Source organism: Streptomyces sp. 4F14 (assembly GCF_048159485.1).
Lineage (GTDB): Bacteria > Actinomycetota > Actinomycetes > Streptomycetales > Streptomycetaceae > Streptomyces.
This window is the reverse complement of the sequence record NZ_JBLRVY010000031.1, coordinates 125,810-151,431: the sequence shown is the minus strand read 5'-3', so window position 1 is coordinate 151,431 and position 25,622 is coordinate 125,810. Positions and strand designations below refer to the sequence as shown.

Here is a 25,622-nt window from a genome sequence, read left to right as displayed (position 1 = left end):
GGCCGCGCCCCCCCGGGCGCCCCCCCCCCCCCCCCGGGCGCGGGGGGGGGCGCCCCCCCCCGGGGGGGCGCCCCCCCCCCCGCGCCCCGGCCCCGCGGGGGGGGGGGCCCCGGGCCGCTGTGCTGCTCACCGCCGGTGCATGGTCTCCAGCGCTGCCGCCAGGACCCGGGGATCGTGGTGGCCCTGGTAGACCTTCGGCGGCCGGCTCTCCAGGCCCAGCAGGCGGGAGACCGCCGTCCACGCGGTGCGCACGGAGTACTCGACGGTGAAGACGACGTCGTCGGGCACCTCGGCGAACTGGCCGATGAAGGCCAGGTTGACGGAGCCCTCGGGGACCACCTCGGGCCGGTCGCCGTGGCGGCGGACCAGGAACTGGCTGGTGATGTACGGCATCACACAGGGCACGGCCGTGGAGGTCACCAGGATCCGGTCGCGGGTCGCCTCGTCGAACGGCAGGTGGCGCAGGACCTCGTCGAGGATCTCCCGGCCCGAGCACATCGTCATTGGCTTCGGGGTGTGGTTGCCGGCCCGGCCGGGAAACAGCCCGTAGCCCCACCAGACGGTGACATCCTTCGGCTGGTCGCGGTAGACGGGCTGGCGGTGGACGACGACGCTGAGCAGCCAGTTCGACGCGGTCAACGTCATCAGCCCGCCCCGGCCCGCCGGACGGCCGCTGAACTTCTCGAACGCCTCCAGGAAGTCGGTGCCTCGCGAGGTGACCGTGAACGACTCCCAGCGGGAGTCCTTGACGTGCTTGTCGAAGACACCGGGCCGGCCGAAGTTCTCCCGGCCGCGGGCCAGCCGGTGCCACAGCAGCCAGGCGTCCGAGCGCTCAGGGGCGGGCGGCGGCGCAGAGGTGTGCGTACCGAGACTGGAGGCATCGGTCATCGACCCGTTGGTGACGAACACCAGGTCCTCGGGAGCGACGGCGATCCGCTCCTCGCGGCCGCGCCGGCTCAGATGGATCGCGTCGACCGTCCCGCTGCGCACACCGGGCGCGAACCCGAGGTCGGTGACCCGGCAGCCCGTGTGCACGGTGACACCCCGCTCACCGAGCCACGCCAGGAGCGGCTGGACGATCGAGTCGTACTGGTGGCGGCGGGTGCGGTGGATACCCGACATGGACGCGAACTCGGGGAACAGGTGCACGAACCGCAGCAGGTAGCGGCGGAACTCGACCGCGCTGTGCCAGGGCTGGAAGGCGAACGTCGTGCACCACATCAGCCAGAACGCCGTGGTGAAGAAGTGCTCGCCGAAACAGTCGGTGATGCGCTTGTCGTCCAGGTGTCTCTCCGGGGTGGCCAGACACCGCACCAGCTCCAGCCGGTCGCGTTCACCGAACCCCATCGAGGAGGGGTCGAGCACCTGGCCGTCCGCGTCGACGAGCCGGGCGATGTCGTCCCAGGCGAACTCCTCGTGCCCGGCCAGGATCTCCTGGGTGACACTGACGGCGGGGTCGTCGAGCGTGGGTATCCGGGACAGCAGGTCGTACGTGCAGCGGAACTCCGCCTCGAACATCCGCCCGCCGCGCATCGAATAGCCGGTGGCCGGCGTGCCGCCCGCGTCCAGACTCCCGCCGGGCAGCCGCTGCTGCTCGAAGACGTGGATGTCGGACCCGGCGAAACCGCCGTCCCGGATCAGGTACGTCGCGGCGGCCAGCGCCGCGATGCCGCCGCCCACCAGATATGCCTTGGCCATGCCACAACTCCTCGTGCTGGTCGGATGCTTCGTCGGTTCAGGCGGTGGCGGTGGGCAGCCACAGGTCGGGGCCGAAGACCTCGTAGCGGACGCGGCGGGCGGGAACCCCGGTGGCGAGCAACTGCCGGCGCACCTCGCTCATGAAGGGCAGCGGGCCGCAGAGGAACACCGTCGCGCCGTCCGGGAGCCCCACGCCGGACAGGTCCATCAGGCCGGTGCGGGCGTCGGGCTCCCACGGCCCCGGGCGCTCGTACCAGAAGACGGCGCTGCCGCCCGGCAGCCGGCCGACGAGCTCGCGGGTCTCGGCGCGCAGCGCGTGCTCGGCGGGGGAGCGGTCGGCGTGCAGCACCAGCACCGTGCGGCGCGCGCCGACGGCGGCGAGATGCGCCAGGATGCCGGTCATCGGAGTGCAGCCGATGCCCGCCGAGACGAGCACGAGAGGGGCTTCCGCGTCCGCCGGTTCATCGAGGAACACGTCACCGAAGGGCGCGGACAGCAGCAGTTCGTCCCCGGCGCGGACATCGTCGTGCAGCAGCGCCGACACCTCACCGTCCGGCCCGCCGGCCTCCCCTCTCACCCGCTTCACGGTGATCCTGCGCAGATCGTCGCCCGGGTCCGACGACAGGCTGTACTGCCGCAGCTGGTGCACCCCGTCGTCCAAGCGCACCCGCACACTCACGTACTGGCCGGCACGCGCCCTCGGCGCCGGTTCCCCGTCCGCGGGGCGCAGCAGGAGAGAGACGACGTCGGGAGTCTCCGTACGGCGTTCGACGACCGTCCACGGCCGCCAGACCCCGCCCGGCCGCACTCCCGCCTCCTGGTACAGGAGCGCTTCCCGGCCGATCAGCGCGCCTGCCATCAGCCAGTACACCTCGTCCCAGGCCGCCGCGACCTGCGGGGTGAGCGCGTCGCCGAGGACGTCGGCTATCGCGCCGAACAGGTACTTGTGGACGATCGTGTACTGGTCGTCGGTGACGCCGACGGCGGCGTGCTTGTGGGCGATCCGCGACAGCAGCGCGTCCGGGCGTGTACCGGGGTCGGCCAGCAGCGCGGTGGCGAACCCGGCGATCGACCCGGCCAGGGCCCGGCGCTGGGCACCGCTGGCCTGGTTGCCCCGGTTGAACATGCCGTCGAGGAGCTCCGGGCGGTCGTGGAACATCGCGGCGTAGAAACGGGCGGTGATCTCGTCGAGCGCTCCCGTCACGGCGGGCAGGGTGGCCCGGACGAGGGCGGCGGAGTCGGCGGACAGCATGAAGCCTCCTGGAGCGGTACGGGTGAAGGGCGACGGGGTCGGACCGACGCGGCGGCGGCGTAGCAGGCCGCGCATCAGGGGCCGGAGCCGACGGGCTTCGGGGCAGGTGACTCGATGCCGTCGGTCGAGGTGGCGGTGTCATGGACGTGTCTGGGGGTGTGGTTGGCAGGGCGGACAGGGCGCGGCAGCGGTGTCGAGTCGATGCGGCCGTGCGCGAGGTGGAAGAGGAGCCGTCGTACGCCCGCGTCACCGCGAGGTCCCCGGTGTGCCCCTGCCCGTGCGAGGCCGCCGGGGTGGAGACGTCGTCGCGGGCCATGAAGAGCGAGCCTCCGTCGTCGGGCGGATGGGGGAGGGGAACGCCCTCCACCCGCAGCGTCTCCCGTCAGTGAGGCACTGCCCCAGGTTCCGTTGGTCCCCCGCAGGGGCCGACCGGCCCAGGCCCGAAGTGGACGTTCAGCCGGTTGACGGCCTGGGCCACCTCGTCCGTCAGCCCGCAGCCTCACCGGTCATCGCAGCCCTCGCCGTCGAGCGCGGCCCGCCCGGCCTCCAGGCGGGCGACGGGCACGCGGAACGGCGAGCAGGAGACGTAGTCAAGGCCGGCCGTGTGGAAGAAGCGGACGGAGGCGGGGTCGCCGCCGTGCTCGCCGCACACGCCGATCTTCAGGCCGGGGCGTGCGGCGCGGCCCTCCTCGACGGCGATCCGGATCAGGCGGCCCACCCCGTCGTGGTCGAGGGTCTCGAACGGCGAGGCGGTGAAGATGCCCTTGTCGAGGTAGGCGGAGAAGAACGCGGCCTCGACGTCGTCCCGGGAGAACCCCCAGGTGGTCTGGGTGAGGTCGTTCGTGCCGAAGGAGAAGAACTCCGCCTCCCCGGCGATCCGCCCGGCCGTCAGCGCCGCCCGGGGCAGCTCGATCATCGTGCCGACGGGACAGTGCACGGGCACCCCGGACTCCTCGGAGACCTCGGCCAGGACCCGCTCCACCTCGGCCCGCTCGATGCGCAGTTCCTCGACGGCGCCGACCAGCGGCACCATGATCTCCGCCCGCGGACGGCCCCCGGCCCGTACTCGCTCCACGACCGCCTCGGCGATCGCGCGCACCTGCATGGCCACCAGACCCGGTACGACCAGCCCCAGCCGCACCCCGCGCAGCCCGAGCATCGGGTTCTCCTCGTGCATCCGGTTCACCGCGCCGAGCAGGTCGACCGCGTGGCCGTCGGGCACTTCGCCCCGGGCCTCGGCGGCGGCGACGCGCACGGCGAGGTCGGTGCGGTCGGGCAGGAACTCGTGCAGTGGCGGATCGAGCAGCCGGATCGTCACCGGCAGCCCGTCCATCGCCGCCAGGATGCCCGCGAAGTCCTCGCGCTGGAGCGGCAGCAGCGCGTCCAGCGCCTCACCCTGCTCCGCCTTGTCACGGGCCAGGATCATCGCCTCGACCAGCGCGCGGCGCTCACCGAGGAACATGTGCTCGGTCCGGCACAGCCCCACGCCCTGCGCGCCGAACCGCCGGGCGCGGGCCGCGTCCTCCGGGGTGTCGGCGTTCGCCCGCACCTCCAACGCCCGTACGGAGTCGGCCTGTTCCATGGCGCGGGCCACCGCGTCGACCAGCCCCGTGCCACGCCCGCCCGCTTCGAAGTACCGCAGGACGGGGGAGTCGACCAGCGGTACGGCCCCCAGATGCACCGTGCCCTCGGAGCCGTCCACGGAGATGACCGTGCCCTCCTCAACCACGGTGTGACCCACCGTGAAGCACCGGGCGCCGGTGTTGACGGCGATCTCCTCGGCCCCGCACACGCACACCGTGCCCATGCCGCGCGCGACCACGGCCGCGTGGCTGGTACGGCCGCCCCGGCCGGTCAGCACGGCCTGCGCGGCGATCATGCCGGGCAGGTCGTCGGGGGTGGTCTCCTCGCGCACCAGGACGACCTGTTCGCCGGCCGCCGCCCGCCGCACCGCCTCGGCGGAGTCGAACACCGCGGCCCCGGTGGCCGCACCCGGCGACGCCGGCAGCCCGTGCGCGAGCGGCGCTCCGAGCGCCGAGGTGTCGAACCTGGGGAACATCAGCCGGGCGAGCCCCTCCCCGCCGACACGCCCCAATGCCTCCTCTGCCGTGATCACGCCCTCGTCGACCAGCTCGGCGGCGATCACGAAGGCCGCCTCGGCGGTGCGCTTGCCGACCCGGGTCTGGAGCATCCACAACCGGCCGCGCTCCACGGTGAACTCGATGTCGCACAGGTCCCGGTAATGGGACTCCAGGACCCTCATGTGCTCGCGCAGCCGGTCGTAGGCGTCCGGATGCAGCTCCGCGAGCGCGGACAGCGGGACGGTGTCGCGGATCCCCGCCACGACGTCCTCGCCCTGGGCGTTGGGCAGGTAGTCGCCGTACGGACCCGGCCGCCCCGTAGCCGGGTCACGGGTGAAGGCGACGCCGCTGCCGGAGTCGGGGCCGAGATTGCCGAAGACCATCGTCTGGACGGTGACGGCGGTGCCCAGGTTGTCCGGGATGTGCTCGCGACGGCGGTAGATCCGGGCGCGCTCGCCGTTCCACGACGCGAACACGGCGAGGACACAGCGCCGCAATTGCTCCCGTGGGGACTGGGGGAAGTCCTCCCCGGTCTCCTGGCGGATCACGTCCTTGTACGTCGCCACGAGCCCGGCCAGGTCCGCGGCGTCCAGACCCAGGTCGTCGGCCGCGCCGCGGGCCCGCCTGAGGTCGGCCAGGGCGCCCTCGAACAGCGCGCCGTCCACACCCATGACGGTCGCGCCGAACATCTGCACCAGCCGCCGGTAGGAGTCCCAGGCGAAGCGCTCGCTCCCGGACACCTTCGCCAGAGCGGCCACGCTGTCGTCGTTCAACCCGACGTCGAGGATCGTCTCCATCATGCCGGGCATGGAGAAACAGGCACCTGAGCGCACGGACAGCAGCAGCGGGTCGTCGCACTGCCCCAGGCGCCGCCCCGCCGCGTCCTCCAGGGCGGCCAGGTGCACGGAGATCTCCCCGGCCAGACCGTCCGGCTCGGCGCCGGTGGAGAGGAAGGCCCGGCATGCCTCGGTGGTTACGGTGAACCCCGGCGGCACCGGCAGCCCCAGCCGGGTCATCTCGGCGAGGTTCGCGCCCTTGCCGCCGAGCAGGCCGGCCAGGTCGCGGTGGCCGTCTGCGAAGTCGTACACGTAATGGACCATGAAGCCGTCTCCTTCGTCGCATGGCGGGGTGAATACGCGCGATGGCGTCCCGCCGAGTGGCAGCGGCCCTGCGGTGGCACGAACCGGGCGGCTCCGCGGCGGAGGCGGCAGTCTGTGATCGGCTGCGCCACGACGGGGGGACGCGACCGCACGCCCTCAGTGTCCGGGGGCGATATATGTGCTGGGGAGGTACTGCCGGTCCTCTCTCGGGGACCGGTCGGCCCTGTTGTAACCACCTCTAGAACCCAAGCCGCCTGGGTGGGGCCCGCTCAAACCGCCTCGGAAGAGACAGTCACGTCGCTCATCAGGTGCTACTTCCATGATCGAGAGTTACGCCGAAGACCGTACAGACCCGATCTCGGCTGCTCCGCTCTCCTTCCGGGACCGGGAGTTGCCGGGCGTCCTCGGGCAAAGGTCAGTGGGCTGTGGCGAGTCGGTAGGCTCGTACGACGGTCTGGGTGACGGTGTTGCCCGCCTTGTCCGCCGCGCTGACCCGCAGGGAGACGTATCCCGCACGGCCCGGATGACGGAGCAGGGCGCTGCCGGTGGTGCCGTCGCGGGTGACAGGGACGGTCGTCCAGGTGCGGCCGTCGTCGTAGGAGACCTGGAGGGCCAGCCGCGTGACCGCCGACCGTTCGGCACCTGCGGGGCGCTGCACGGTGAGCGGAATGCGGAAGGTGCGGCCGGCCGGGGCGGCGCTGTTGAGGTCGACGGCTCCCCCGGTGCGGACGGTCAGCAGCGGCAGCGTCGAGGACGTCGAGCCGCGAGGCCGTGCCGAGGCGAAGCCCCAGGTCACCGTGGAGCGTGTGCCGAGGGCCGTCCAGTCGGCCGTGCGCGTGGTGCGGACGGTCAGGTCGTAGCGGCGCTTGGCGGCGCTGGGAACGTCGAAGCCGATGTCCAGGAGGTCGGTGGCCCGGTGGACGACCCGTCCGCCCGAGGACAGCACGACCTCGCGTGACAGCCCGGCCTCGGAGGAGTCGAGGTGCTGCCCGGTGCCTGCGGCGGCGTACGGCACGAGGTCCAGGGACACATGGTCGCCTTCGCGGACGGAGCTGTAGACGGCCGGGGAGACGGGGGCCCGGTTCCAGTCGATGCCGTAGGTCTGTCCGGCCTGGTAGCGGCGGACCGCCGTGGTCTCGTCATGGTCGGGGGCACTGCCGTCGGGTCGGCTGTCCGTCGTCCCGAAGAGGTCGAGGTAGTGCGTCCAGGTCAGTCCGGGGGTGGCGGAGTAGTACTCGGTCAGGCGGCTCGGCAGTGCGGTGCGCAGCGTCGGGATGAACGGCATCAGCTCCGACGGGGCCGACGGCAGGTCGGACCGTACGGCCACTGCGCGCCTGCCGCCCTGGGAGGCGTACGTGGCGCGCACGGTGGCGAGTTGCCGGTCGTGGACGACGGGGTTGGTGTCGGCGGGTATGCCGCCCTTGTGGGTCTGGCGCAGGGAGTAGCGGTAGGCGCCGCGCGCGTCGGTGCCGGTGAGGGTGGTGGAGGCGGCGTAGGTGACGCCCCGGGCCTGAGCGGTGGGGGTGGCGTACAGGGTGGCCTTGCCGCCTGCGACGACGGTCAGTGAGTAGCTGTCGCCTGCCTGTGCGGGGGTCAGTTCGAGGCTGGCCGAGGTGGAGATCACGGTGCCGCGGCGGTCGGTGCGGGCCGAGACCTTGCCTGCCCGGCGGCCGTCGAGGGTCACGGTACGGTCCTGGTCGGTGCGGATGCCGGTGGCGGCGAGCAGGGTCCGGGTGCCGGTACGGGTGCCGGAGGCGTCGAGTCCGGCGAGGCTGTCGTCGACGCCGAGGATGTTGTAGTCGTCCTGTGGCAGGCGCAGCCGGAACGTGCCGTCCGCGCCCAGCCGGATGTCCTGCCGGATGCCGGTGCGCGGGCCGACGACCGCCAGCAGCGCGCCGGCGGCCGGCTTGCCCTCGCGGTTGAGGCCGGTGACGGTCAGTGTGTGGCGTTCGGGTTCGGCGAACAGGCCGACCGCCGTGCGCACCGTGGTGTCACCCGCGGTGGCCACGACGGCGCCGCCGAAGCGGCCGATCTGGGCCTTGGTGGTACGGCCGGTGACGTTCATGGTGGCGGTGCCGTGCGCGGGGACGGTCACGCTGGTCGTGTCCAGGGAGAACATGCCGGCCGGGGCCCGTCTGCCTCCCGGGCCGTAGGTGTCCAGGGCGAGCTTGAGGGTGACCGCCTGGTCGCCGTCGTTGCGGTAGGTGATCTGCCGTGTGGCGGTGGTGCCGGCGTGCGGCCAGGTGAACAGGCCCAGGTTGGCGGCGCCGGAGGTGGCGTTCACCGTCTGCTTCAGCGCGCGCACGATGTCGAGGCGGCCGGAGCCCTGCTGAAAGGCTGTCAGGTTCTTCAGGCCGTACGCCGAGGAGGTCAGGGCCCGCTTGAAGTCGTCGGCCTTCCAGGTGGGGTGGGCCTGGGCGAGCAGGGCCACGGCGCCGGTGACGTGCGGGGTGGCCATGGAGGTGCCGGACGCCTGCTCGTAGCGCGGGTTGGGCACGGGCGTGTCCATGTTGGTGCCGTCGGCGCGGGCGCCGATGATGTCCGAGCCGGGTGCCACCAGGTCGGGCTTGACGGCGGCGTCGCCGAGCCGGGGGCCCTGGCTGGAGAAGTCGCTGAGCGTGTCGCTCTTGGTGGTGCTGCCGACGGTGAGTGCGGCGTCGGCGCTGCCGGGGCTGCCGATCGTGCCGTCCACACCGTTGCCCGTCGGCCCGCCCTCGTTGCCGGCGGCCACCACGAACAGGGTGCCGGTCTGTGCGGTGAGCCGGTTCAGGGCGGTGGACACCGGGTCGGTTCCGTCGCTGACGGTGTCGCCGAGGCTCATGTTGACGGCGACTGCCTGCTTGGCCGCGGCCCACTCCATGCCGGCGATGATCGCACTGTCCGGGCAGCCGCCGTTGTCGTCGCAGACCTTGCCGATGAGCAGTCTGGCGCCCGGCGCGACGCCCGCGTACGTGCCTCGGGACGCCGCGCCGGTGCCGGCGATGGTCGAGGCGGTGTGGGTGCCGTGCCCGAACCCGTCCTTGATGCTGCTGCCGATGAAAACCTTCGAGTCGGCGATGCGGCCCTTGAAGTCGGGGTGGCCGGCGTCGATACCGGTGTCCAGATCGGCGATCAGCACATTCTTTCCGGTGATGCCGGACTTCCAGGTGGCGGGGGCTCCGATGATCTTGTTGCTCTCGTCGTCCAGGACCTTCGCCTTGCCATCCAGCCAGAGTTTGCTGACACGGCTGGACAACTGTCCCTTGAGCAGTGACTGCCACAGACCGCTGGTGCTCTTCTTCGGCTGGGTGAGGGTGCCGCCGTTCAGAGCGCGCAGAGTGCGGCCCAGGTCGGCTCCGTGTGCGGTGAGGGCGGACCGGGCGGCCTTCTTGTCGGCCCGTTCCATGACGATCAACGGCAGTGAGCGCGAGCGCGTGTCGTCCCGGCCGATGCGGATCAGCTCCGTGACGTCGAACAGCCGCGCGTCCACCTTGCCGGTGGACAGGGGCTGCTCGGCGTCATCGGGAATCACGCTGATGTGCTGTGCCCCGGCTCGAAGGGTGCGTACGAGGCGGAAGCCCATGTCCTCCCGGCCCTTGCCGGGCAGAACGGACACGGCGGGGGCCTCGCGGCCGGGCTGGGGGCGCAGGGCGACCCGGTCCCCGGTGATGAGGGTCACGGTTCCGGCTGTGCCCGTGTGCTGCTCCACCGACGTCGCTTCGGGGGCCGCGGCCTGCGCGACCGGCCCCGGCACGGCGACCGTGAGGGTCACCACACCTGCGAGGGCGGGGAGCACCCCCCGCCTGACTGACTTGGGCGGCAATGCGTACTCCTTCGGTGTCCGGCTCCACGCCGGGATCTGATGGTTCGACAACGGGGTGGCCGATACGCGGGGCCGGTGCTCAGAGGCTGGCGCGCAGGTGGCTGACCGTGACGAAGTGGTAGCCGCGGGCGGTGAGGGTGCGCAGGATCTGCGGGACCGCGGCGACGGACGTGGGGTGGATGTCATGCATCAGGACGACGCTGTTGCGCCGCGCCTTGCCGATGACGCTCTGGGCGACCTTGGCGGCGTCGCGGTACTTCCAGTCCTCGGTGTCCACGTCCCAGAGCACCGGGGAGAGGCTGGTGGCCGACCGGACCGTCGCGTTGACGGCGCCGTAGGGCGGGCGGAAGAGGGTGGGCTCCTTGCCGGTGGCGGCCTTGATGGCGGCGCTGGTGCGGTTGAGCTGGGAGGCGACCTGGGCGGGGGTGAGCTTGGTGAGGTCGGGGTGGTTCCAGGAGTGGTTGCCGACCTCGTGCCCGGCGCGGGCCTCGGCGCGTACGAGGTCGGGGTGGGCGGCGATGTTCTGGCCGACGGTGAAGAAGGTGGCACGCGCCTGGTACTGGGCCAGGTGGTTCAGCAGGGTCGCGGTCTCGGGAGCCGCCGGTCCGTCGTCGAAGGTCAGCGCGATGCAGGTGACCTGCTTGCAGTCGGTGTCGTCGTCGCCGGAGGCGGTGTGGGTGGGGACGGCCGGGCCGGGGGTGTTCGTCGCGCCCAGGTCGAGCGAACGGCTGGGGGTCATGGTCTGCCGCTGGGCGCGCTTGCCGAACGCGGACAGCCAGGGGGTGACCGTCTTCTTGGAGAGGGTCACCAGGAAGGTTCCGGCGGGCGGCGGGCCCACCTCGCCGCTGTCAAAGGTCACCTGTAGCCCGCCGTCAGCGCTGAAGGCCATGTTGTCCAGGGAGGTGGCGCGGGAGGCCGGGTCGGAGAGCGTGGCGTCGTAGGTGGTCGGGTCGAAGCCTTCGCGTCCCTTGAGCTCGTCCTTCAGGGCGGAGATGAAGGCGTTTCGGGAGTCGTCGGCGATGAGTCCGAGAGCAGTGCCGTAGTCGCCCGCGTCGCCGTCGTACCAGTACGACTTGGCCGACAGCCCGGACCCGGCGCCGCTGCCGTCCTGTGTGGTGAGCCGGACGCCGAGTACATCGCCGGAAGCCACCAGGAACTCGTGGCCGACATTGAGCTCGGCGACTGAGCCGTCACTGCACGCGCCCTCACGGAAAGTGGCCAGACGCTGCTCCACGTCCTTCTTCATCCCAGCCGTCATCGCCTCCGCTCCGGGCACGTCCGGATAGCTGGTGGCGAAGGGGCAGGAGCGCTGCTCGCTGCTGTTGCTGACGATCCGCAGGCCCTTGATCTTCGACGGGTCGACGCCGCGGACGGGTGAGGGGGACGCGGCGGCGGCTCGTGACGGGCCGGCGGATGCCGGCTCTGAGGGATCGGCGGAACAGGCCGTTGTGATCGAGAGTGTGCCGAGCAGCAGAAGCGAGGGCAGCAGGGTGTGAGTGCGCATGTGTGACCAGAACCAGGGGAAGGGGAGGACGGACGCCGTCGGCGGGCGCCGCGGTCGTTCTGGTCACGAGCGTCCAGGTCAGAGGCGTTTTTCAGCGACCCTCGACGCCACTTTGAAAAATCCGGTCCGCACGACCGGCCGCGTCAGCTGCCTGTGGCGCAGACGCTCTCGTACGGCGCGTCGGGGACATAGGCCCGCCATTGCGCCGCCGTCAGTCCGCCACCGGTGCGCGCGCAGACGACGTGCACGGCCTCGTCCGGGCCGACAGGGAAACGCAGGAGCGGCACGCGGGGACTGCTGGCGTAGACCGTGCTGCCGTCCTCGGCGAAGGCGAGGGAGCGGATCTCGTCGCCGGGAGTGGGCAGATCCGTCCCGAGAAGCTGATGCCCCTCGGTGTCCCACAGTCTCAGCGTCCCGTTCGCGCCGGCCACGGCGAGTGTGCCGCCGTCCGAGGAGAAGGCGAGCGCCCCCACTGCTTCCGGTTCGCCCCGGGCGACCGTGTCGGAGGTGCCGGTCAGTGCTCCGGTGCGGTCTCGGACCGCGCCGTCCCACAGGGTGACGTGCCCGGTGGAATCGCCGACGGCGAGCTTGGTGCCGTCGGGGCTGAAAGCGAGCGAGGTGACCTGGCGGCCGTCGGCGAGCGCGCGTCCGCTGACCCGTTCGGCCCCTGGACCGACGTACTGATCGTCGGAACTCACGAGCAGACCTCCGTCCGGTCTCTCGGCCACTGTCGTCCCGAAGAAGCCGCGCACGGTCCTCGATCGCCGGTGGTCGCGGGTGTTCCAGACCTCCGCCGTGGAGGTGCCGGCGGTGGAGCGGACGACCAGCAGGGTGCGGCCGCCGGATCCCAGGGTGAGGGCCGTGACAGGGCGGTCGGCCGCGCCGGAGGTGTCGAAGACCGTACGGATCCGGTGGGTCCGTACGTCCCACACGGTGAAGCGCAGCCGCGATGAGCCGTGAGAGGACACGGTGTCGGCGAGGGCCAGGGCACGGCCGTCCGGACTGAAGGCCGGCAGGGGGACGTCCTCGTCGGAGGCGCTCGGCAGCGGGCCGAGCTTCGCGTGCGCGAGGACCTTGCCCGTACGGGTGGCGCGCAGCTCGAAGCGGTAACCGGCGCCGGAACGGGTGACGGTGGCCAGGGTGGTGCCGTCGGGGCTGAGTTCGCCTGCGTCGGTCGGTGTGTCCTGCCACCGCGGGGTGAGGCGGGCGGTCAGGTCGAGGGTGTGGACCGTGGCGCCGTCGAGGTAGCGCAGCGAGCCGGGCTTTCCCGGGTCCCACGTCAGCCCCGTGGCCTCGTCCTTGGACATCGGCCGGTCGAAGACCTGCGTCCCGCCGTTGGCCAGTCGCCAGACGGCGAGTTCGTGGTCGTCCGCTGTGGCCAGGAACTCTCCGTCGGTGGAAAGCGCCGCCTGTGTGAAGCCGCTGCTCCCGTCACTGGTGAAGTCCGCGAGCGTGCGTCCGCTGCGGACGTCCCAGACAAGGGCCCGTGTGCCGTAGACGGCGGCCAGCCGTCTGCCGTCCGCACTGAGCCGCAGCAGGCGCGAGCCGCCGTCCGCACCGGAACCAGTTCCGCAGACGGTCCTGTCCGCCTTCTCCCAGGCTCCCGGCAGCCGCTTGCGGCCGGCGGTGTCCCACAGCTGGAGTGGCCCATCGGCGGGACAGAGCGCTAGCGTGCGTCCGCCGGGGCCGACCGCCGCCGAGGAGAGTGTGCGCGCCAGGTCGGCGGTGAACAGGACCCGACCGTCGTCCGTCCGGCGCAAGGTGGCCGCGCCCGGGCCGTCCGGCGGTCCGACGAGGTACGTTTTCCCGTCCGCCGAGCCGCCCCACCATGACGCATTGCCCAGCTCGGCCTCGGGCCTGCCCTCCGGAAGGTTCCACAGCCTGCCTCCCCCGTCCGGCCCGATGACGTCGAGGAACCGGGAGTCGGGCCCGGCATCGCCCACCTCCGCGCCGCTCGGCAGGCGGTAGGCGGCGGTGACCTCGTGGTCGGTCACATTCCGGGCGGTGACCGTGGTGCCCTCCACGCTGAGCAGCGTCCGGCCGCCGTCGGAAAGGAAGCGCCGGACGTCCCTTCCGGCCAGAGGGTCGGTGAAAGCGTCGCGTTCCGGCTGTGCCAGGGACCCCAGGAGCGCCGAGCGGGACTCGGTGAGCGGGGCCAGCTTCCATGCCGCCACCCCGAGCAGGGCGGCGGTGCGCGGATCGGTGGAGCGCAGAGCGCCGGCCACCGTGGCCAGGCGGCGAGCGGTGGCCTTGGCGGATTCCTCCCGGCTCACCTCGTTGCGCTGCCAGGCGACCAGGCCGGCGGTCAGCGCCAGGACGAGGAACACGGACAGGGCGATGGCCAAAGAACGCGTCCGACGCGCGGTGCGTGTCTCGGTCTCCCGCTCGGCGCGCTGAGCGGCGAGGGAGGCCGTGAGGAAGTCCCTCTCCAGACGGGTGAGGTCGTCGTTCGGCTGACGGACGAACAGTTCCGCGGCCCCGGCCAGCCTCGTGCCCCGGTACAGAGCTCCGGGATCATGCGCCAGCTCCTCCCAGCCGCGAGCCGCCTCACCGAGTCGGCGATGTGCGCGCAGCTTTTCCCGGCCCTCCTCGATCCAACCGGCCAGACGCGGCCAGCCCGCGATGAGCGCCTCGTGCGACAACTCCACCGTGTCGCCGTCCAAGGTGACCAGACGGGCGGTGACAAGACGCTCCAGCACGTCCTGCGCACCGCCGCCGAGCTCGGCGCGCGACGCGGGACGACGTGTGTCGGCCGTACCGTCGCCAGGAGCGATCAACCTCAACAGGATGCGCCGGGCGGTACGGCTCTGCTCCGCCGACATCCGGCCGTACGCCTCCTCGGCGGTGGCGGCGATCGCGCCTCGCACGCCGCCCGCCTCCTCGTACGCCGCCAGAGTCAGCAGGCGGCCACGCCGACGGTGCCAGGTCTCCAGCAGGGCATGAGAGAGCATGGGCAGCGCGCCCGGCCGGTCGACGACCTCGTCGGTGATCCGGGCGGTGAGGGTGCGCTCCACGTTCAGTCCGGCGGCGGCGGCCGGGCCGGTGATCGCTTCGCGCAGCTCGTCCCGGCTCATCGGCCCGACCAGCAGGCCGGCCCGGCCGACGGCCGTGGCCAGCTCACGGTGTTCGGCGCAGTGGCCATGGAAGTCGCCGCGGACCGCGACCACCACCCGCAGTCCGCTGTCCGGCTGCCGGGCCGCGAGCAGCAGGCCGAGGAACCGGTCGCGTTCGGCACGGTCGTGGCACAGGGTGAACAGTTCCTCGAACTGGTCGACGATCACCCAGGTCTCCCCGCCGCCGTCGCGCGGCACCAGCGTCTCCGCGTGCGTGCGCGCGGGCAGTTCCCCCGGAGTGAGCACGCGAATGACCGCAGGCCGCTCCGCCCCCGCCGCCTGCCGCAGGCGTGGAATCAGTCCCGCTCGCAGCAGGGACGACTTGCCGCTGCCGGACGGCCCGAACACCGCGGCGAACCGGTGTTCGCGCACCAGCTCCACCAGTTCGGCGAGGAGCGTCTCCCGGCCGAAGAACATCTCACTGTCGTCCGGCTCGAACCGCGCCAGCCCCCGGTACGGCGGCTTCTCGTCCGGCGTGGGCGCCCGGACCTCGGCGTCCGCCTCCCGCCAGCGGCGCTCCCACTCGTCCGGGTCTGCGCCCAGCGCTTCGGTGTACGCCCGCACCACCGCCAGGGACGGCAGCTGGTCACCGGCTGCGGCCTGGGACATCGCGGTGATGGAGTAGTGCGTCCGCGCGGCCATCTCCCGGTACGGCGGTTTTCCGGCCTTCTCACGTCGTCCCACCGGGGGCACCTTTCACACGCTTCAGGAGGTCAAGCTACTTTGCTCACTCGGTCACCGGCAATCTCGTCCGGTCGGTGACGCTGCCCACGACATGTCGGCCCCCCGTCCGGCTCATCGGGCATCTCATGGGTCTCCTGACTGCTGCTGGACGCAGCGGACGTCACTCCGTGCGACACCTGTCCGGCGTGCGCAGAACTTGCTGAGATCGCTGGGTCCGCTGAATCCGAGCCGACGGGCGACGGGCGCCACCGCGTCATCGGTATGAGCGAGCGGCGTCGACGGTCGCTGTGCCGGGGTGACCCTGCGGGACTCCTCCGGCGGCATCACGACCCCGCCCGCGTGCAGAGTGCGGCCGAGCCGGGTGAGCTCATCGGGCTCGGTGTCCTTGAGCGGGAACCCGGCCGCGTCGGAGCACAACGCGGTGAGGATGTACTCGTCGGCGTCGCAGGTCGTCAGCATCGCCATCACCGCAGGCCCCGGGAGGGCGCGTAGCTGCCGCAGCAGGGTCAGACCGTCCACGTCCGGCATCCGGATGTCCAGCGGCACGACGTCGGGAGCTTCCCGCCGTACGGTGCCGACCGTCTCTCTGCCGTGCCGTGGTCACTCCCGTAGGGAAGACCGGGGCGCATGGTCTGCGTCGTCACACCGTTGATGAACATCTCGGTCCGCCTCCTTCGAACGCCATCGCGCCGCCCGCCCGGCTCGTCCGGCCGTTGTCGCGCTACCGTTGAACATCACCCCCCCCGCAAGAGGCCAGGAGCTCATGACCGACTCGTACTCGGCCCGCCTGACCTTGCTGGTGCTGTACTCGCCCCAGCTCGACGAATGCCGGCGCTTCTACCAGAACCTCGGCCTCACCTTCGCTGTGGAGCGACACGGCCAGGGGCCCGAGCACTATGCCGCCGTCCTGGGCGACGACGCGGTCTTCGAGCTCTATCCGGCCCGTGAGAACCGGCAGACCGACGTACTGCGTCTGGGCCTGGCGATCGACGGCACAGCGGCCGCCCCACCGCTCGCCCAAGGACACCACCTGCTCACTGACCCGGATGGCCGCACCGTCGAGGTACACGCCACCTGAGACGACATGACGGTCGGCGGCCTCGGCGCCTCCGCGCCTTTGCCGCAACGAGGCCCTCCGTTCCCTGCCGGAGCCTGCCCCGTTTGCGGGAAACATAGATCCGATCTATTCCCGAAGGTCGAGCCGCGATCAGGGCGCGTCGACTGGGGTCGATCTCGATCAAGTCCCTTAACTGGGCAGGTTTATTGGTGAGTTGCTGCTTCCTCTCTGGACACCGCAGTAGGCAGCGTCTATAAATTCATCCGATGTCATTGACCGGGACCGATGTCTGGAGCGCGACACGTCCGAGGTACTGACGGGCTTGGCGTCCCTTCACGCGTCCCCCCACCGCACACCTCCAGGACCCAGGAGCCGCACCATGTCCTCCGCACCCCTGAGCAGACGTTCCCTGATCAAGGCTGTCACGCTCGCCGGAGGCGTCGCGGCCTTCGGGCTGCCGCAAGTCCTGTGGCCCGCCACCGCCGGGGCGTACACCGTCCCCTCCAAGATGGACTGGTGGTACCAGGCCCGGTTCGGGATGTTCATCCACTTCGGGTCCTACTCCTACCTCGGCCACGGTGAATGGGCGTTCTCCAACGAGAGCTGGACCAAGGCCAACTACCAGACCCAGGTGTCCGCGCACTTCAACCCCACCGCGTTCAACCCGGCGGCCATCGCCCAACTGGCCGCGGACGCCGGCATGAAGTACCTGGTGATCACCGCCAAGCACCATGAGGGTTTCGCCATGTGGGACTCCAACGTCCCGGGCTTCACCGACACCACCGGCACCAAGCCGTACAACCTGCGCGACTACGCCGGTGTCCAGGGTGATCTACTGGCGGCGCTCAAGGCCGAGTGCGAGGCCCGAGGTGTCAAGTTCGGGCTCTACTACTCGATCCTGGACTGGAACCACCCCTCCCAGACCATCCGCGGCGGTCTCACCACGATGGCCTCGCAGACAGCCCGCACGGGCTATATCGCGGACATGAAAGCCCAACTCCAGGAGCTGCTGGACCGCTACGACCCGGCGCTGCTGTGGTTCGACGGCGACTGGTTCGGCGAACCCTCCAGCCCCACCCTCCAGGACTGGTGGCTTCGGTCGGACGGTGTCGACCTCTACAACTGGCTGATCGCCCGCAAGCCCGGACTCGTCATCAACGAACGCGTCAAACGGGATCTCGGTCTGGGCGACTACGCGGTCGCGGAGTTCGGTGTCCCCGACGCGCCGCTGGACCGCCAGTGGGAGAGATGCGACACCATGAACGGCGCCTGGGGTTACAACGCGAGCCAGGAGAACTCCTATCGGTCCGTCACCGATTTCGTACAGGAGCTCGTCACCTGCGTCTCGCGCGACGGCAACTTCCTGCTGAACATCGGCCCCAAGGGCGATGGCTCGGTCACCGCCGGATCCGTGACCATCCTGCGCGGCCTGGCCTCGTGGACGGCGACGTACGGTGACAGCGTGCACGCTGTCACGGCAAGCCCCTTCGCCACCGACCCCGCATGGGGCAAGGCCACCAAGAAGGACGGCAAGCTGTTCGCCCACGTCTTCACCTGGCCCACGGGCGGCGTGCTGCAGATCCCGGCGATCACCAACACGATCAGCCGCGTCTACCTGATGAGCAACCCCTCGGCCTCGCTCGCCTACACCGTCAGCGGCGGCCAGATCAGCGTCACCGTGCCGTCCACCGCCCCCGACGCCCATGACTCCGTGGTCTGCGTCGAGGTCAGCGGCGTCCCCACAGCCGCCGGCGGAGCCCGGGTGACGGTGTTCCGGGATGTGGATTACTCCTCGGCGAGCGCCGTCCTGAAGCTGGGCGGCTACACCTCTTCCCAGCTGGCGGCCGCGGGGGTGGGGCCCGCGGCCATCTCCTCGCTGAGGGTGCCCCAGGGGTACCTGGTGACGGGCTACTCCGCCGACAACTTCACCGGCACGGCCTGGACGTTCACCGCGGACAATCCCGACCTGCGGGTGACCGGCAACAACGACGCCATCACCTCGCTGAAGATCACGTTCAATCCGGCCTCGTACTTCCGGCTCGTCAACGTCACCGACGGTCTGGCCCTGGACAGCGGCGGCAACGTGGCCGGTGGCTCGAACCTCAAGCAGTGGACGCCGCTGGACAGCCCGAACCTCCAGTGGCAGGCGGTCGACCTCGGCGACGGCTACTACAGGCTCGTCAACCGCGCCAACGGCATGGTCGCCGACGGCTGGGGCGCCACCTCCAACGGTTCCGCCGCCCGGCAAGCGGCCTGGAACGGCGGCTCCAACCAGCAGTGGCAGATCACCGACCGCGGCAACGGCCAGTACTCGATCGCCAACCGCACCACCGGACTTGTCCTCGACGGCGGCGGACAGGTCCCCTCCGGGTCCGTGACCAAGCAGTGGACATGGGTCTCCAGCACCAACCTGCTCTGGACATTCCAGCCCACCTTCTGACCTCGGCTGCTTACCGGTGGTTCGTCAAACCCGGCGGTAGAGAGCAAGGGGTGGACGTGAGCGTTCGGGGCCTGGCCCCGCCACTTCACCTGCCCGTTCGCGATGACTCGTGGAACGGGCCCCTGCGAGTCGTCGGCCGACGCCGCTCCTACAGGGTCACCGCATCGTCGCGATGTGAACCTGTGTCAGGAGCCGCAGGTGACGTCGGTCGTCGGCAGGTGTCCGTCCGTGAGGCAGGCGTCGACGGCGCGGGTGACGCAGGCTGGAGCACCGGGGAACGCGTAGACGGCATGGTCACGGCCACTGGCCAACGGGGCCTGGGGGTCCCACTGGTTCTGTACGACGAGAGCCCCGACCGTGTTGTCGACGCGGGTGGCGGGCGCGCTCGCGGAGGGCGTCACCCCGGTAGCGGGCAGGATCGCGGGGCCGGGACGCGGTGTTGTCGGCGCAGGTGATCGCCCAGTTGAGGGCCATGGTGTTGTCGTCCGTCGGGTCCGCGGCGGTGGTGCCCGGGCCGGAAGTGCGGTGGGTGGGGCGGGACTTGCGGAGGGTGACGATCTCGCGAGCGGCCTGATGGGGCTCGGCGAAGAAGGCAGGACGCAGCCAGGACCGGATGTCGGCTCCGGTGAGCGCCTCGTTCCGGCGGACGGGGTCGTCGCCCTGGTACAGCAGCGGTGTGCGGTCGGCGCGGGCGACGAGCTGCCAGAAGGCGGCGCGGACCTTCGCGGGTGTGTTGCCGAGGTGGTAGATGTGGCCCCGGCGGGGGATCAGCCGGCTCCAGTCCTCGAAGGCGGGCTGCGGTTGGCGCGGTTGTCGAAGGTGTAGGTGCGCCGGGTGCAGATCGTCTCGGAGGTGTCCTCGACGGTCGTCAGTCGGCCGAGGGCGTCGTAGCGGTAGGTCTGGTCGGACCAGCCGGAGTGGTCGGTGACCTGGCCGTGGATGGGCTGCGTGACGGTGCCGGAGTAGACGAGCGTGCCGTCGGTGGCGACGGAGCCGTCGGCATCGTAGGCGGCCTGGAAGGTGCCGGCGACCGAGTCCGTGATACTGGTGGTCAGGCCACCCGGCGGGGTGTACTGCGTGACGCGGCCCGCGCTGTCGTAGGCGTACTCCGTCTTCAGGGACGGGGTGATCTGGGGGGTTCCACGCCTGGCGCAGACGGGCGTTGCCGTCGTACAGGTACGTCTGGACTGTCTTCGAGGTGGCTGCCGCCGCACCGGGTTCGGTGGACCAGAGGCGGATCTCCTTGACCTGGTTCGCGATGTCGCCGTACGAGCCGCTGGTGGCGGTAGTGGTCGTCGCGTAGACGAACTCCAGGGCTCGGCAGTCCTTCGTGGACGGGGTGGCCGTGCACGCCGCTGTGGTCGCGGCCGAGGTGGGGGCGATGACGCGCTTGGGGCGGGCCAGTTTCTTGTCGCCGACTGTGACGGTTTCCGAGACGACCGTGGTGGTGGAGTTGGTGAGACCGTCCAGGAGGGTGGAGGAGACCTGCCAGGTGGTGGCCGTACTGTCGGGTTTCGTGAACTGGGTGACGGTGCCCTCGGCGTCGGGCAGGGTGAAAATGGCGCCGCGCACGTCCCCGCCGCGGGTCGCCGCGGCCATGTGCAGGGCGGCGACGACCAGTTCGGCATCGTGACGGGCCCCCATCGCACAGCCGAGCAGGCGGCGGGAGAACAGGTCGACAACCGTGGCCAGGTACAGTTTGCCCTCACCCGTTTCGATCTCCGTCATGTCCCCGCACCAGACCAGGTCGGGTGCCTCGGCGCTGAAGTCGCGGCGCACGAAGTCCGGGGCGGCCGGCCGTTTCCCCGGCCGGGTGAGCCCCCGCCGTCTGCGCACCTTCCGCGCGACCAGGCCCAGCTCAGCCATGATCCTCGCGATGGTGTTCACCGAGACCCGCCAGTCCTGTCTCACCCGCCTGATCCAGGTCTCCGGCGAGCCGTAGGTGCCGCCGGAGTCGTCGAACTCCTCCTTCACCGCTTCGATCAGATGCTGTCTGCGCAGCTCACGCCAGGTGGGCCGACGGGCGCGGTGTTTGTAGAACCACGACTCGCTCACGCTCGGAGCGCGGCAGGAGACGCGGTGCGAAATGCCGTGCTCGGTCCTGAAGCCGCTGATCACCCCGACGACGGACGCCCGGTGCGCCACGGCTGCTTCACCCACAGGACCATGCAGCGTTCGAGGACATCACGCTCCATGACCAGTTCCTTGTGGTCCCGCTTGAGCCGGGCGTTCTCCCGCCGGCCGGAGCGGCTCCTGCCCGGCGGGCGCGGGGGACCCAGCTGGCCAGGGTGGTCTCGTTGATCCCCAGATCCTCGGCGACCTCCGCGATCGTCCTGCCGGTCTCCGTGACGATCCGCACAGCTCCCTCACGGAACTCCGGATCGAACTTCCGTCGCTTCTCCGCCATGACTCCCGACTTCCCCTGCAGTCACGGTCTTCACGCTACGAGGGGAGGGACGGGGTGTTCGTGGAGCGGGGGTGACGGCGGCCAGCAGGAGTTCCCCGCGTACGGCCACTCAGCGCGGTGACGCTGAGTGGCCGTACCAGGGTGGATGTCAGCTTCGGAGCTGCCGGAAGAAGGCGCGGATGTCGTCGACGAACAGGTCGGGGACCTCGAAAGCGGGGAAGTGTCCGCCTTCGGCATGTTCGCTGAGGAAGGACGGTCCGCCACCGGGGTGGAGGACTTTGCGGACGAGCGGGTCGCTGTAGAAGAGGGAGGCGCCCATCGGGACACTGTTGGGGGCGCCCCAGCCGCTGTCGGGGGCGTGGGCCAGTTCCCAGTAGAAGTCGGCTGCCGCGGGGCCGGTGCGGGTGAACCAGTAGAGGCTGGCGGTGAGCAGGACGTCGTCGCGGCTGATCGGGGTGGAGGGGTGGGCCCACTGGGCGAGTTTCTCGGCGATCCAGGCCAGCTGGAGGATCGGGGAGTCGGCCAGGCCGGCGGACAGGGCGTTGGGCATGGTCGAGTGCAGGACCCGGTAGCCCTTCATCTGGGACCAGGCCCGTTGCGCCGCTTCGAGGGCGGCGCGTTCTTCCGCGTCGAGGCCCTCGGGCACGGGGAGGTCTTCGCCGGCCATGCCGAGCTGGAGACGGTCTCCGTGGGTGTGCGCGCCGATGACCCGTTCCGGCAGCAGCATCGCGATGCGGCCGGTCACCCCGGCGCCCAGGTCGCCGCCCTCGACCCCGAAGCGCGGGTAGCCCAGCCGGGTCATCAGCTCCCCGAACGCCATGGCGGTCCGTTCCAGGTTCCAGCCCGGCGCCGAGAGCGGGCTGGAGAAGGCGAAGCCGGGCAGCGACGGGATGACGACGTGGAAGGCGTCGGCCGGGTCTGCTCCGTGGGCCCGCGGATCGGTCAGGGGACCTGCGGCCCGGAGGAACTCGGCGAAGGAGGTCGGATAGCTGTGGTTGAGCAGGAGCGGGACGGCGTGGGGCTCGGGTGAGCGCAGGTGCACGAAGTGAATGGTCTGCCCGTCGATCTCGCTGAGGAACTGCGGAAAGGTGTTCAGGTGGGCCTCGTGGGCCCGCCAGTCGAACTTGTCCACCCAGAAGGCGGTCAGCTCGTCGAGGTAGGCCGCCGGGATGCCCCGGCTCCAGTCGGAGCCCGTGCCGGGCACCGGATACGGCGCCCGGGTACGAGCCAGGCGATCATGCAGGTCGTCCAGGTCGGCCTGCGGAATCCGGATACGGAACGGCGTCAAATCGGCACTCATGGTGATCAAGCTAGGGCTTGGCCGGGCCATTCGCTGCTAGCTGCGGCCGAGCGTCGTGTCCAGGGCAGGCAGGCGAGCGTCACAGATCGGCGGGTCACCCTCGGTGACAATCACGGCCAGATGACTCCCCATCACATGGCCGCGAGCGGGGAATCGCAACTGGCCGCTGACACGGGTGTGAGAGCGCCTTGCCTCGCGGAGGAGTGATCATCGAGCGAGGTGTGTGTCCGTCCGCCCCGGGGCCCGCTGGAGGAGTGCGCGGCCCGTTTCGATGACCTGCCTGGCCGACGCCGAGTCGGTTATCGGGGCATGCCTTCTGACGGCACTTCAGCAGCGATTCGCTTGCGTTCGTCCTCCTGATCCCTGCCTGATGGCTCTACCGCCGCTTTTCTGCATCGCTCACCACGACGGTTGTCAACCCAGAAGCTGTCCTACTGCCAACTCCCTTTCATGTTCAGGACACAGGGCGAGCAAGATCCATCTCGCCTGCGCCGCGATCGGCTGTCCGCTCGTGTCCGTCCTGACCGGCGGGGACGCTGTCCGGGTGCCCCGGACCGGACCGGTACGGCCCCGCACCAGGCCCGATCAGGTCCGCAACCGGCCTCGGAAGGGCAGCCTCGGCGGCAGCCCTCCGGCCTTCGACAAGGAGACATGTGAGCACCGCAACGCTACCGGGCGGCACGTGCCGCCGAGCCCCGCGTGAGTGTGCCGGGCCTTCAGACCTCGCCAGGTGCGCCGCTCTCCTGGAGGACTCCTCCGGCGTCGGCGGCGGGTGGGAGCTGGCCGAGGGGGCGGGCGCGGTGGCCGGCGGGGCTGAAGGCGCGGTTCATGCGCTGGAAGCGCCAGGTGTAGTCCGGCCACAGGGTGGTGTTGGTGCCGGTACGTGGGTCCAGGTACCAGCTGGTGCAGCCGCCGGTGGTCCACACGGAGTCGGACATGCGCCGCTGGAGGCGCGCGTTGTACGCCGCCTCGGTCTGCGGCAGTACCTCGATGTCGGCGATCGAGCGGTCGCGCATCTGGGCGATGCAGTCGACGGCGTAACGGATCTGCGCCTCCAGGACGAGGGTCATCGAGGAGTGCGGCAGGCCGCTGTTCGGGCCGATGGTGAAGAACAGGTTGGGAAAGCCCGAGACCATCACTCCCTGGTGGGCCCGCATGCCCTTCGCCCATGCCTCGGAGAGCCGCTGCTCGCCGCGTCCGATGATGCCGTGGGTCATGGGCAGGTCGGTGGTGCGGAATCCGGTGCACAGCACGATGGCGTCGGTACGGCGTTCGGTGCCGTCCCGGCAGACCACGGTGTCCGCCCCGACCTCGGCGATGCCGTCGGTGATCAGGTCCACATTGGCGGCGGCGACCGCCGGGTAGTAGTCGTTGGAGAGCAGCACCCGCTTACAGCCGAAGGCGAAGTCGGGAGTGAGCCGCTCGCGCAGCTCCGGATCGGCCACGCCACGGCTCAGATGCCGCAGCGCCAGCCCCTGAAGCGCCTTCTGGATGTGGGCGTGTCCTCCGACGAAGCCGAGGACGTAGCTCTCCCGGCTCCAGAACAGGGCCTGCCGGACCAGCTGTTGGACGACCGGGAGCCGGGAGTAGAGGTCGTGCTCGATCCGGGTGAGCGTACGGTCGTGCCGCGGGATCACCCAGGGCGCGGTGCGCTGGTACAGATCGAGCCGGGCCACCCGCGGCTGGATCGCGGGTACGACCTGGATCGCGGAGGCGCCGGTGCCGACCACGGCGACTCTGCGGCCCGTGAGGTCGACCTCGTGGTTCCACCGCGAGGAGTGGAAGACCGGTCCCCGGAACTCGGTGAGGCCGGGGAGGTCGGGCACGGCGGGGAAGCTCAGCGGCCCGGTCGCGGAGACGAGGAAGCGCGCCCGGTAGACCGTCTCGCCGAGGGGCGAGGCGACCCGTACCCTCCAGCGGGCCGCCGGCTCGTCCCAGACGGCTTCGCGCACCTTGTGCCGCAGCCTCAGATGCGGGCCGAGCCCGAAGACGTCGACGCTGCGCCGCAGGTAGTCGTGGATCTCCGGTTGGGTGGAGAAGGAGCGGCTCCACCGGGGATTGGGGAAGAACGAGAAGGAGTACAGGAGGGAGGGGATGTCGCAGGTGGCCCCGGGATAGCTGTTGTCCCGCCAGGTCCCGCCGACATCCTTGGCCCGCTCCAGGAGCACGAAGTCGTCGATGCCCGCCTGCTTGAGCCGTACTCCCATACCCAGGCCGGAGAATCCCGCCCCCACGACGGCGACCTCGACCGTGTGCACCGTGCTCCGTGCCTGGGGCGGGATGTCGTCCATGCTTCTCTCCCGGGGGCGTCAAGTGGGTGCGAATCGTGTGGAGTTGGTCCACGGGCCGATCATTCGGGGTGCGTGCTAGCGTCGTCGGACATGGACCTTGCTTCTGCCGAGCGGTTCGCCAGGGAATGGGCCGAGGCGTGGAACGCGCACGATCTGGAGCGCATCCTGGCTCACTACACCGATGACGTGGTCTTCACCTCGCCCGGAATTGTCCGGCTGCTCGGCGATCCATCGGGAGAAGTACGCGGGAAGGAAGCCCTGCGCGCTTACTGGGCCACCGCGTTGAGCCGGCTGCCCGGACTGCGCTTCACCGTCGAGGACGTCCGGGCCTCCGTCCGTACCGTCGTCATCAACTACCGCAACGAGCGGGGCCAGGCGGTCTCGGAGGTGCTGGACTTCCGGGACGGCCTGGTCTGCCGGGGGCTCGGCGCCTATGGGGTCGCGGAGGCCGGTGGATCGCATTCCGGTCAGAGCCCTGCGGGTGGTTCTGGTTCATAGGTCTGCACCGCGGTCCGCCATGACTGAGGGACGGCGATAGAGCGTGCTTCGACGACGTTGTAGGCAATCATGGACGTCTCGCCCTCGGCGGCCGCGATTCCGGTTTCCTCATGCCACATGGCGTACTCGAAGGCGAACGACTTGCCTCCGATCCGGGAGATCCTGACACCCACGCAGACAGGATCACGGAAATGCAGCGGCTGCGCGTAGGAGAAGGAGATCCGGCCCACCACGAATCCGCGTGGGCCGTCCACGTCCTCCTTGAGCACATCGCCCTGGTAGACCGCACGGGCGCTCTCCGCCCAGCGCAGATACGCGACACTGTTGACGTGGCCCAGCATGTCCACGTCGTGGAAGGGTACTTCGAAGCGCTGCACGCAGCGGAAGCGGGAGCG

At 70.8% G+C, this 25,622-nt stretch carries 13 protein-coding genes and 4 pseudogenes; 3 read left to right on the top strand and 14 right to left on the bottom strand.

Translation table 11 applies throughout. The features are described from left to right. Positions 1 to 126 precede the first annotated feature (126 nt). The 7 genes and pseudogenes from ACLZOT_RS39645 to ACLZOT_RS39615 all read right to left on the bottom strand — a co-directional run. Positions 127 to 1,716, bottom strand: a pseudogene (locus ACLZOT_RS39645) (oleate hydratase); the annotation flags it as partial. 19 nt (positions 1,717 to 1,735) lie between these two features. After that, positions 1,736 to 2,950, bottom strand: coding sequence for a globin domain-containing protein (locus ACLZOT_RS39640; RefSeq protein ID WP_416974027.1), 1,215 nt, complete (start codon positions 2,948 to 2,950; stop codon positions 1,736 to 1,738). 499 nt (positions 2,951 to 3,449) lie between these two features. Continuing rightward, positions 3,450 to 6,131, bottom strand: a complete 2,682-nt coding sequence (ppdK, locus tag ACLZOT_RS39635; protein ID WP_416974026.1) for a pyruvate, phosphate dikinase — start codon at positions 6,129 to 6,131, stop codon at positions 3,450 to 3,452. A 415-nt stretch (positions 6,132 to 6,546) separates the two neighbouring features. After that, complete coding sequence (locus ACLZOT_RS39630; protein WP_416974025.1) at positions 6,547 to 9,933, bottom strand: S8 family serine peptidase; 3,387 nt, start codon at positions 9,931 to 9,933, stop codon at positions 6,547 to 6,549. A 79-nt stretch (positions 9,934 to 10,012) separates the two neighbouring features. Continuing rightward, positions 10,013 to 11,437: a polysaccharide deacetylase family protein gene (locus tag ACLZOT_RS39625; RefSeq protein ID WP_416974024.1), complete on the bottom strand. Its 1,425-nt coding sequence runs from the start codon at positions 11,435 to 11,437 to the stop codon at positions 10,013 to 10,015. 143 nt (positions 11,438 to 11,580) lie between these two features. Next, positions 11,581 to 15,234 (bottom strand): hypothetical protein, encoded by a 3,654-nt coding sequence (locus ACLZOT_RS39620; protein ID WP_416974023.1) that lies wholly within the window; start codon positions 15,232 to 15,234, stop codon positions 11,581 to 11,583. Between the two features lie 303 nt (positions 15,235 to 15,537). After that, positions 15,538 to 15,825, bottom strand: a pseudogene (locus ACLZOT_RS39615) (response regulator); the annotation flags it as partial. Positions 15,826 to 15,997: 172 nt separating this feature from the next. Between ACLZOT_RS39615 and ACLZOT_RS39610 the strand changes: the two are divergent. After that, positions 15,998 to 16,312, top strand: a complete 315-nt coding sequence (locus ACLZOT_RS39610; protein ID WP_416974022.1) for a glyoxalase/bleomycin resistance/dioxygenase family protein — start codon at positions 15,998 to 16,000, stop codon at positions 16,310 to 16,312. 358 nt (positions 16,313 to 16,670) lie between these two features. Further along, positions 16,671 to 18,731 (top strand): alpha-L-fucosidase, encoded by a 2,061-nt coding sequence (locus ACLZOT_RS39605; RefSeq protein WP_416974021.1) that lies wholly within the window; start codon positions 16,671 to 16,673, stop codon positions 18,729 to 18,731. A 185-nt stretch (positions 18,732 to 18,916) separates the two neighbouring features. Here the strand turns inward: ACLZOT_RS39605 and ACLZOT_RS39600 are convergent, their stop codons facing one another. The 6 genes and pseudogenes from ACLZOT_RS39600 to ACLZOT_RS39575 all read right to left on the bottom strand — a co-directional run bounded on the left by ACLZOT_RS39600 (position 18,917) and on the right by ACLZOT_RS39575 (position 24,729). Further along, positions 18,917 to 19,132: a hypothetical protein gene (locus tag ACLZOT_RS39600; RefSeq protein WP_416974020.1), complete on the bottom strand. Its 216-nt coding sequence runs from the start codon at positions 19,130 to 19,132 to the stop codon at positions 18,917 to 18,919. 600 nt (positions 19,133 to 19,732) lie between these two features. After that, a pseudogene (locus tag ACLZOT_RS39595) lies at positions 19,733 to 20,318 on the bottom strand (hypothetical protein); the annotation flags it as partial. A gap of 45 nt (positions 20,319 to 20,363) precedes the next feature. Continuing rightward, positions 20,364 to 20,786: pseudogene (locus ACLZOT_RS39590) on the bottom strand (IS3 family transposase); the annotation flags it as partial. Positions 20,787 to 20,883: 97 nt separating this feature from the next. Beyond that, complete coding sequence (locus tag ACLZOT_RS39585) at positions 20,884 to 21,138, bottom strand: transposase (RefSeq protein ID WP_416974019.1); 255 nt, start codon at positions 21,136 to 21,138, stop codon at positions 20,884 to 20,886. 148 nt (positions 21,139 to 21,286) lie between these two features. Then, positions 21,287 to 22,438 (bottom strand): epoxide hydrolase family protein, encoded by a 1,152-nt coding sequence (locus ACLZOT_RS39580; RefSeq protein ID WP_416974018.1) that lies wholly within the window; start codon positions 22,436 to 22,438, stop codon positions 21,287 to 21,289. A 716-nt stretch (positions 22,439 to 23,154) separates the two neighbouring features. Next, entirely contained in the window at positions 23,155 to 24,729 is a 1,575-nt protein-coding gene (locus tag ACLZOT_RS39575) for a flavin-containing monooxygenase (RefSeq protein ID WP_416974017.1), read from the bottom strand. Between the two features lie 90 nt (positions 24,730 to 24,819). Between ACLZOT_RS39575 and ACLZOT_RS39570 the strand changes: the two genes are divergently transcribed. Beyond that, entirely contained in the window at positions 24,820 to 25,227 is a 408-nt protein-coding gene (locus ACLZOT_RS39570) for a nuclear transport factor 2 family protein (RefSeq protein ID WP_416974016.1), read from the top strand. Here the strand turns inward: ACLZOT_RS39570 and ACLZOT_RS39565 are convergent. Then, complete coding sequence (locus tag ACLZOT_RS39565) at positions 25,197 to 25,604, bottom strand: acyl-CoA thioesterase (protein ID WP_416974015.1); 408 nt, start codon at positions 25,602 to 25,604, stop codon at positions 25,197 to 25,199. The two genes, ACLZOT_RS39570 and ACLZOT_RS39565, sit on opposite strands and share 31 nt — an antisense overlap. Positions 25,605 to 25,622 lie beyond the last annotated feature (18 nt).

Bases quoted from the DNA above. Each gene is read 5' to 3' on its own strand.
- ACLZOT_RS39625 (WP_416974024.1), bottom strand. From the start codon at position 11,437: ATGCGCACTCACACCCTGCTGCCCTCGCTTCTGCTGCTCGGCACACTC.
- ACLZOT_RS39610 (WP_416974022.1), top strand. From the start codon at position 15,998: ATGACCGACTCGTACTCGGCCCGCCTGACCTTGCTGGTGCTGTACTCG.
- ACLZOT_RS39640 (WP_416974027.1), bottom strand. From the start codon at position 2,950: ATGCTGTCCGCCGACTCCGCCGCCCTCGTCCGGGCCACCCTGCCCGCC.
- ACLZOT_RS39580 (WP_416974018.1), bottom strand. From the start codon at position 22,438: ATGAGTGCCGATTTGACGCCGTTCCGTATCCGGATTCCGCAGGCCGAC.
- ACLZOT_RS39605 (WP_416974021.1), top strand. From the start codon at position 16,671: ATGTCCTCCGCACCCCTGAGCAGACGTTCCCTGATCAAGGCTGTCACG.
- ppdK (WP_416974026.1), bottom strand. From the start codon at position 6,131: ATGGTCCATTACGTGTACGACTTCGCAGACGGCCACCGCGACCTGGCC.
- ACLZOT_RS39575 (WP_416974017.1), bottom strand. From the start codon at position 24,729: ATGGACGACATCCCGCCCCAGGCACGGAGCACGGTGCACACGGTCGAG.
- ACLZOT_RS39570 (WP_416974016.1), top strand. From the start codon at position 24,820: ATGGACCTTGCTTCTGCCGAGCGGTTCGCCAGGGAATGGGCCGAGGCG.
- ACLZOT_RS39585 (WP_416974019.1), bottom strand. From the start codon at position 21,138: ATGGCGGAGAAGCGACGGAAGTTCGATCCGGAGTTCCGTGAGGGAGCT.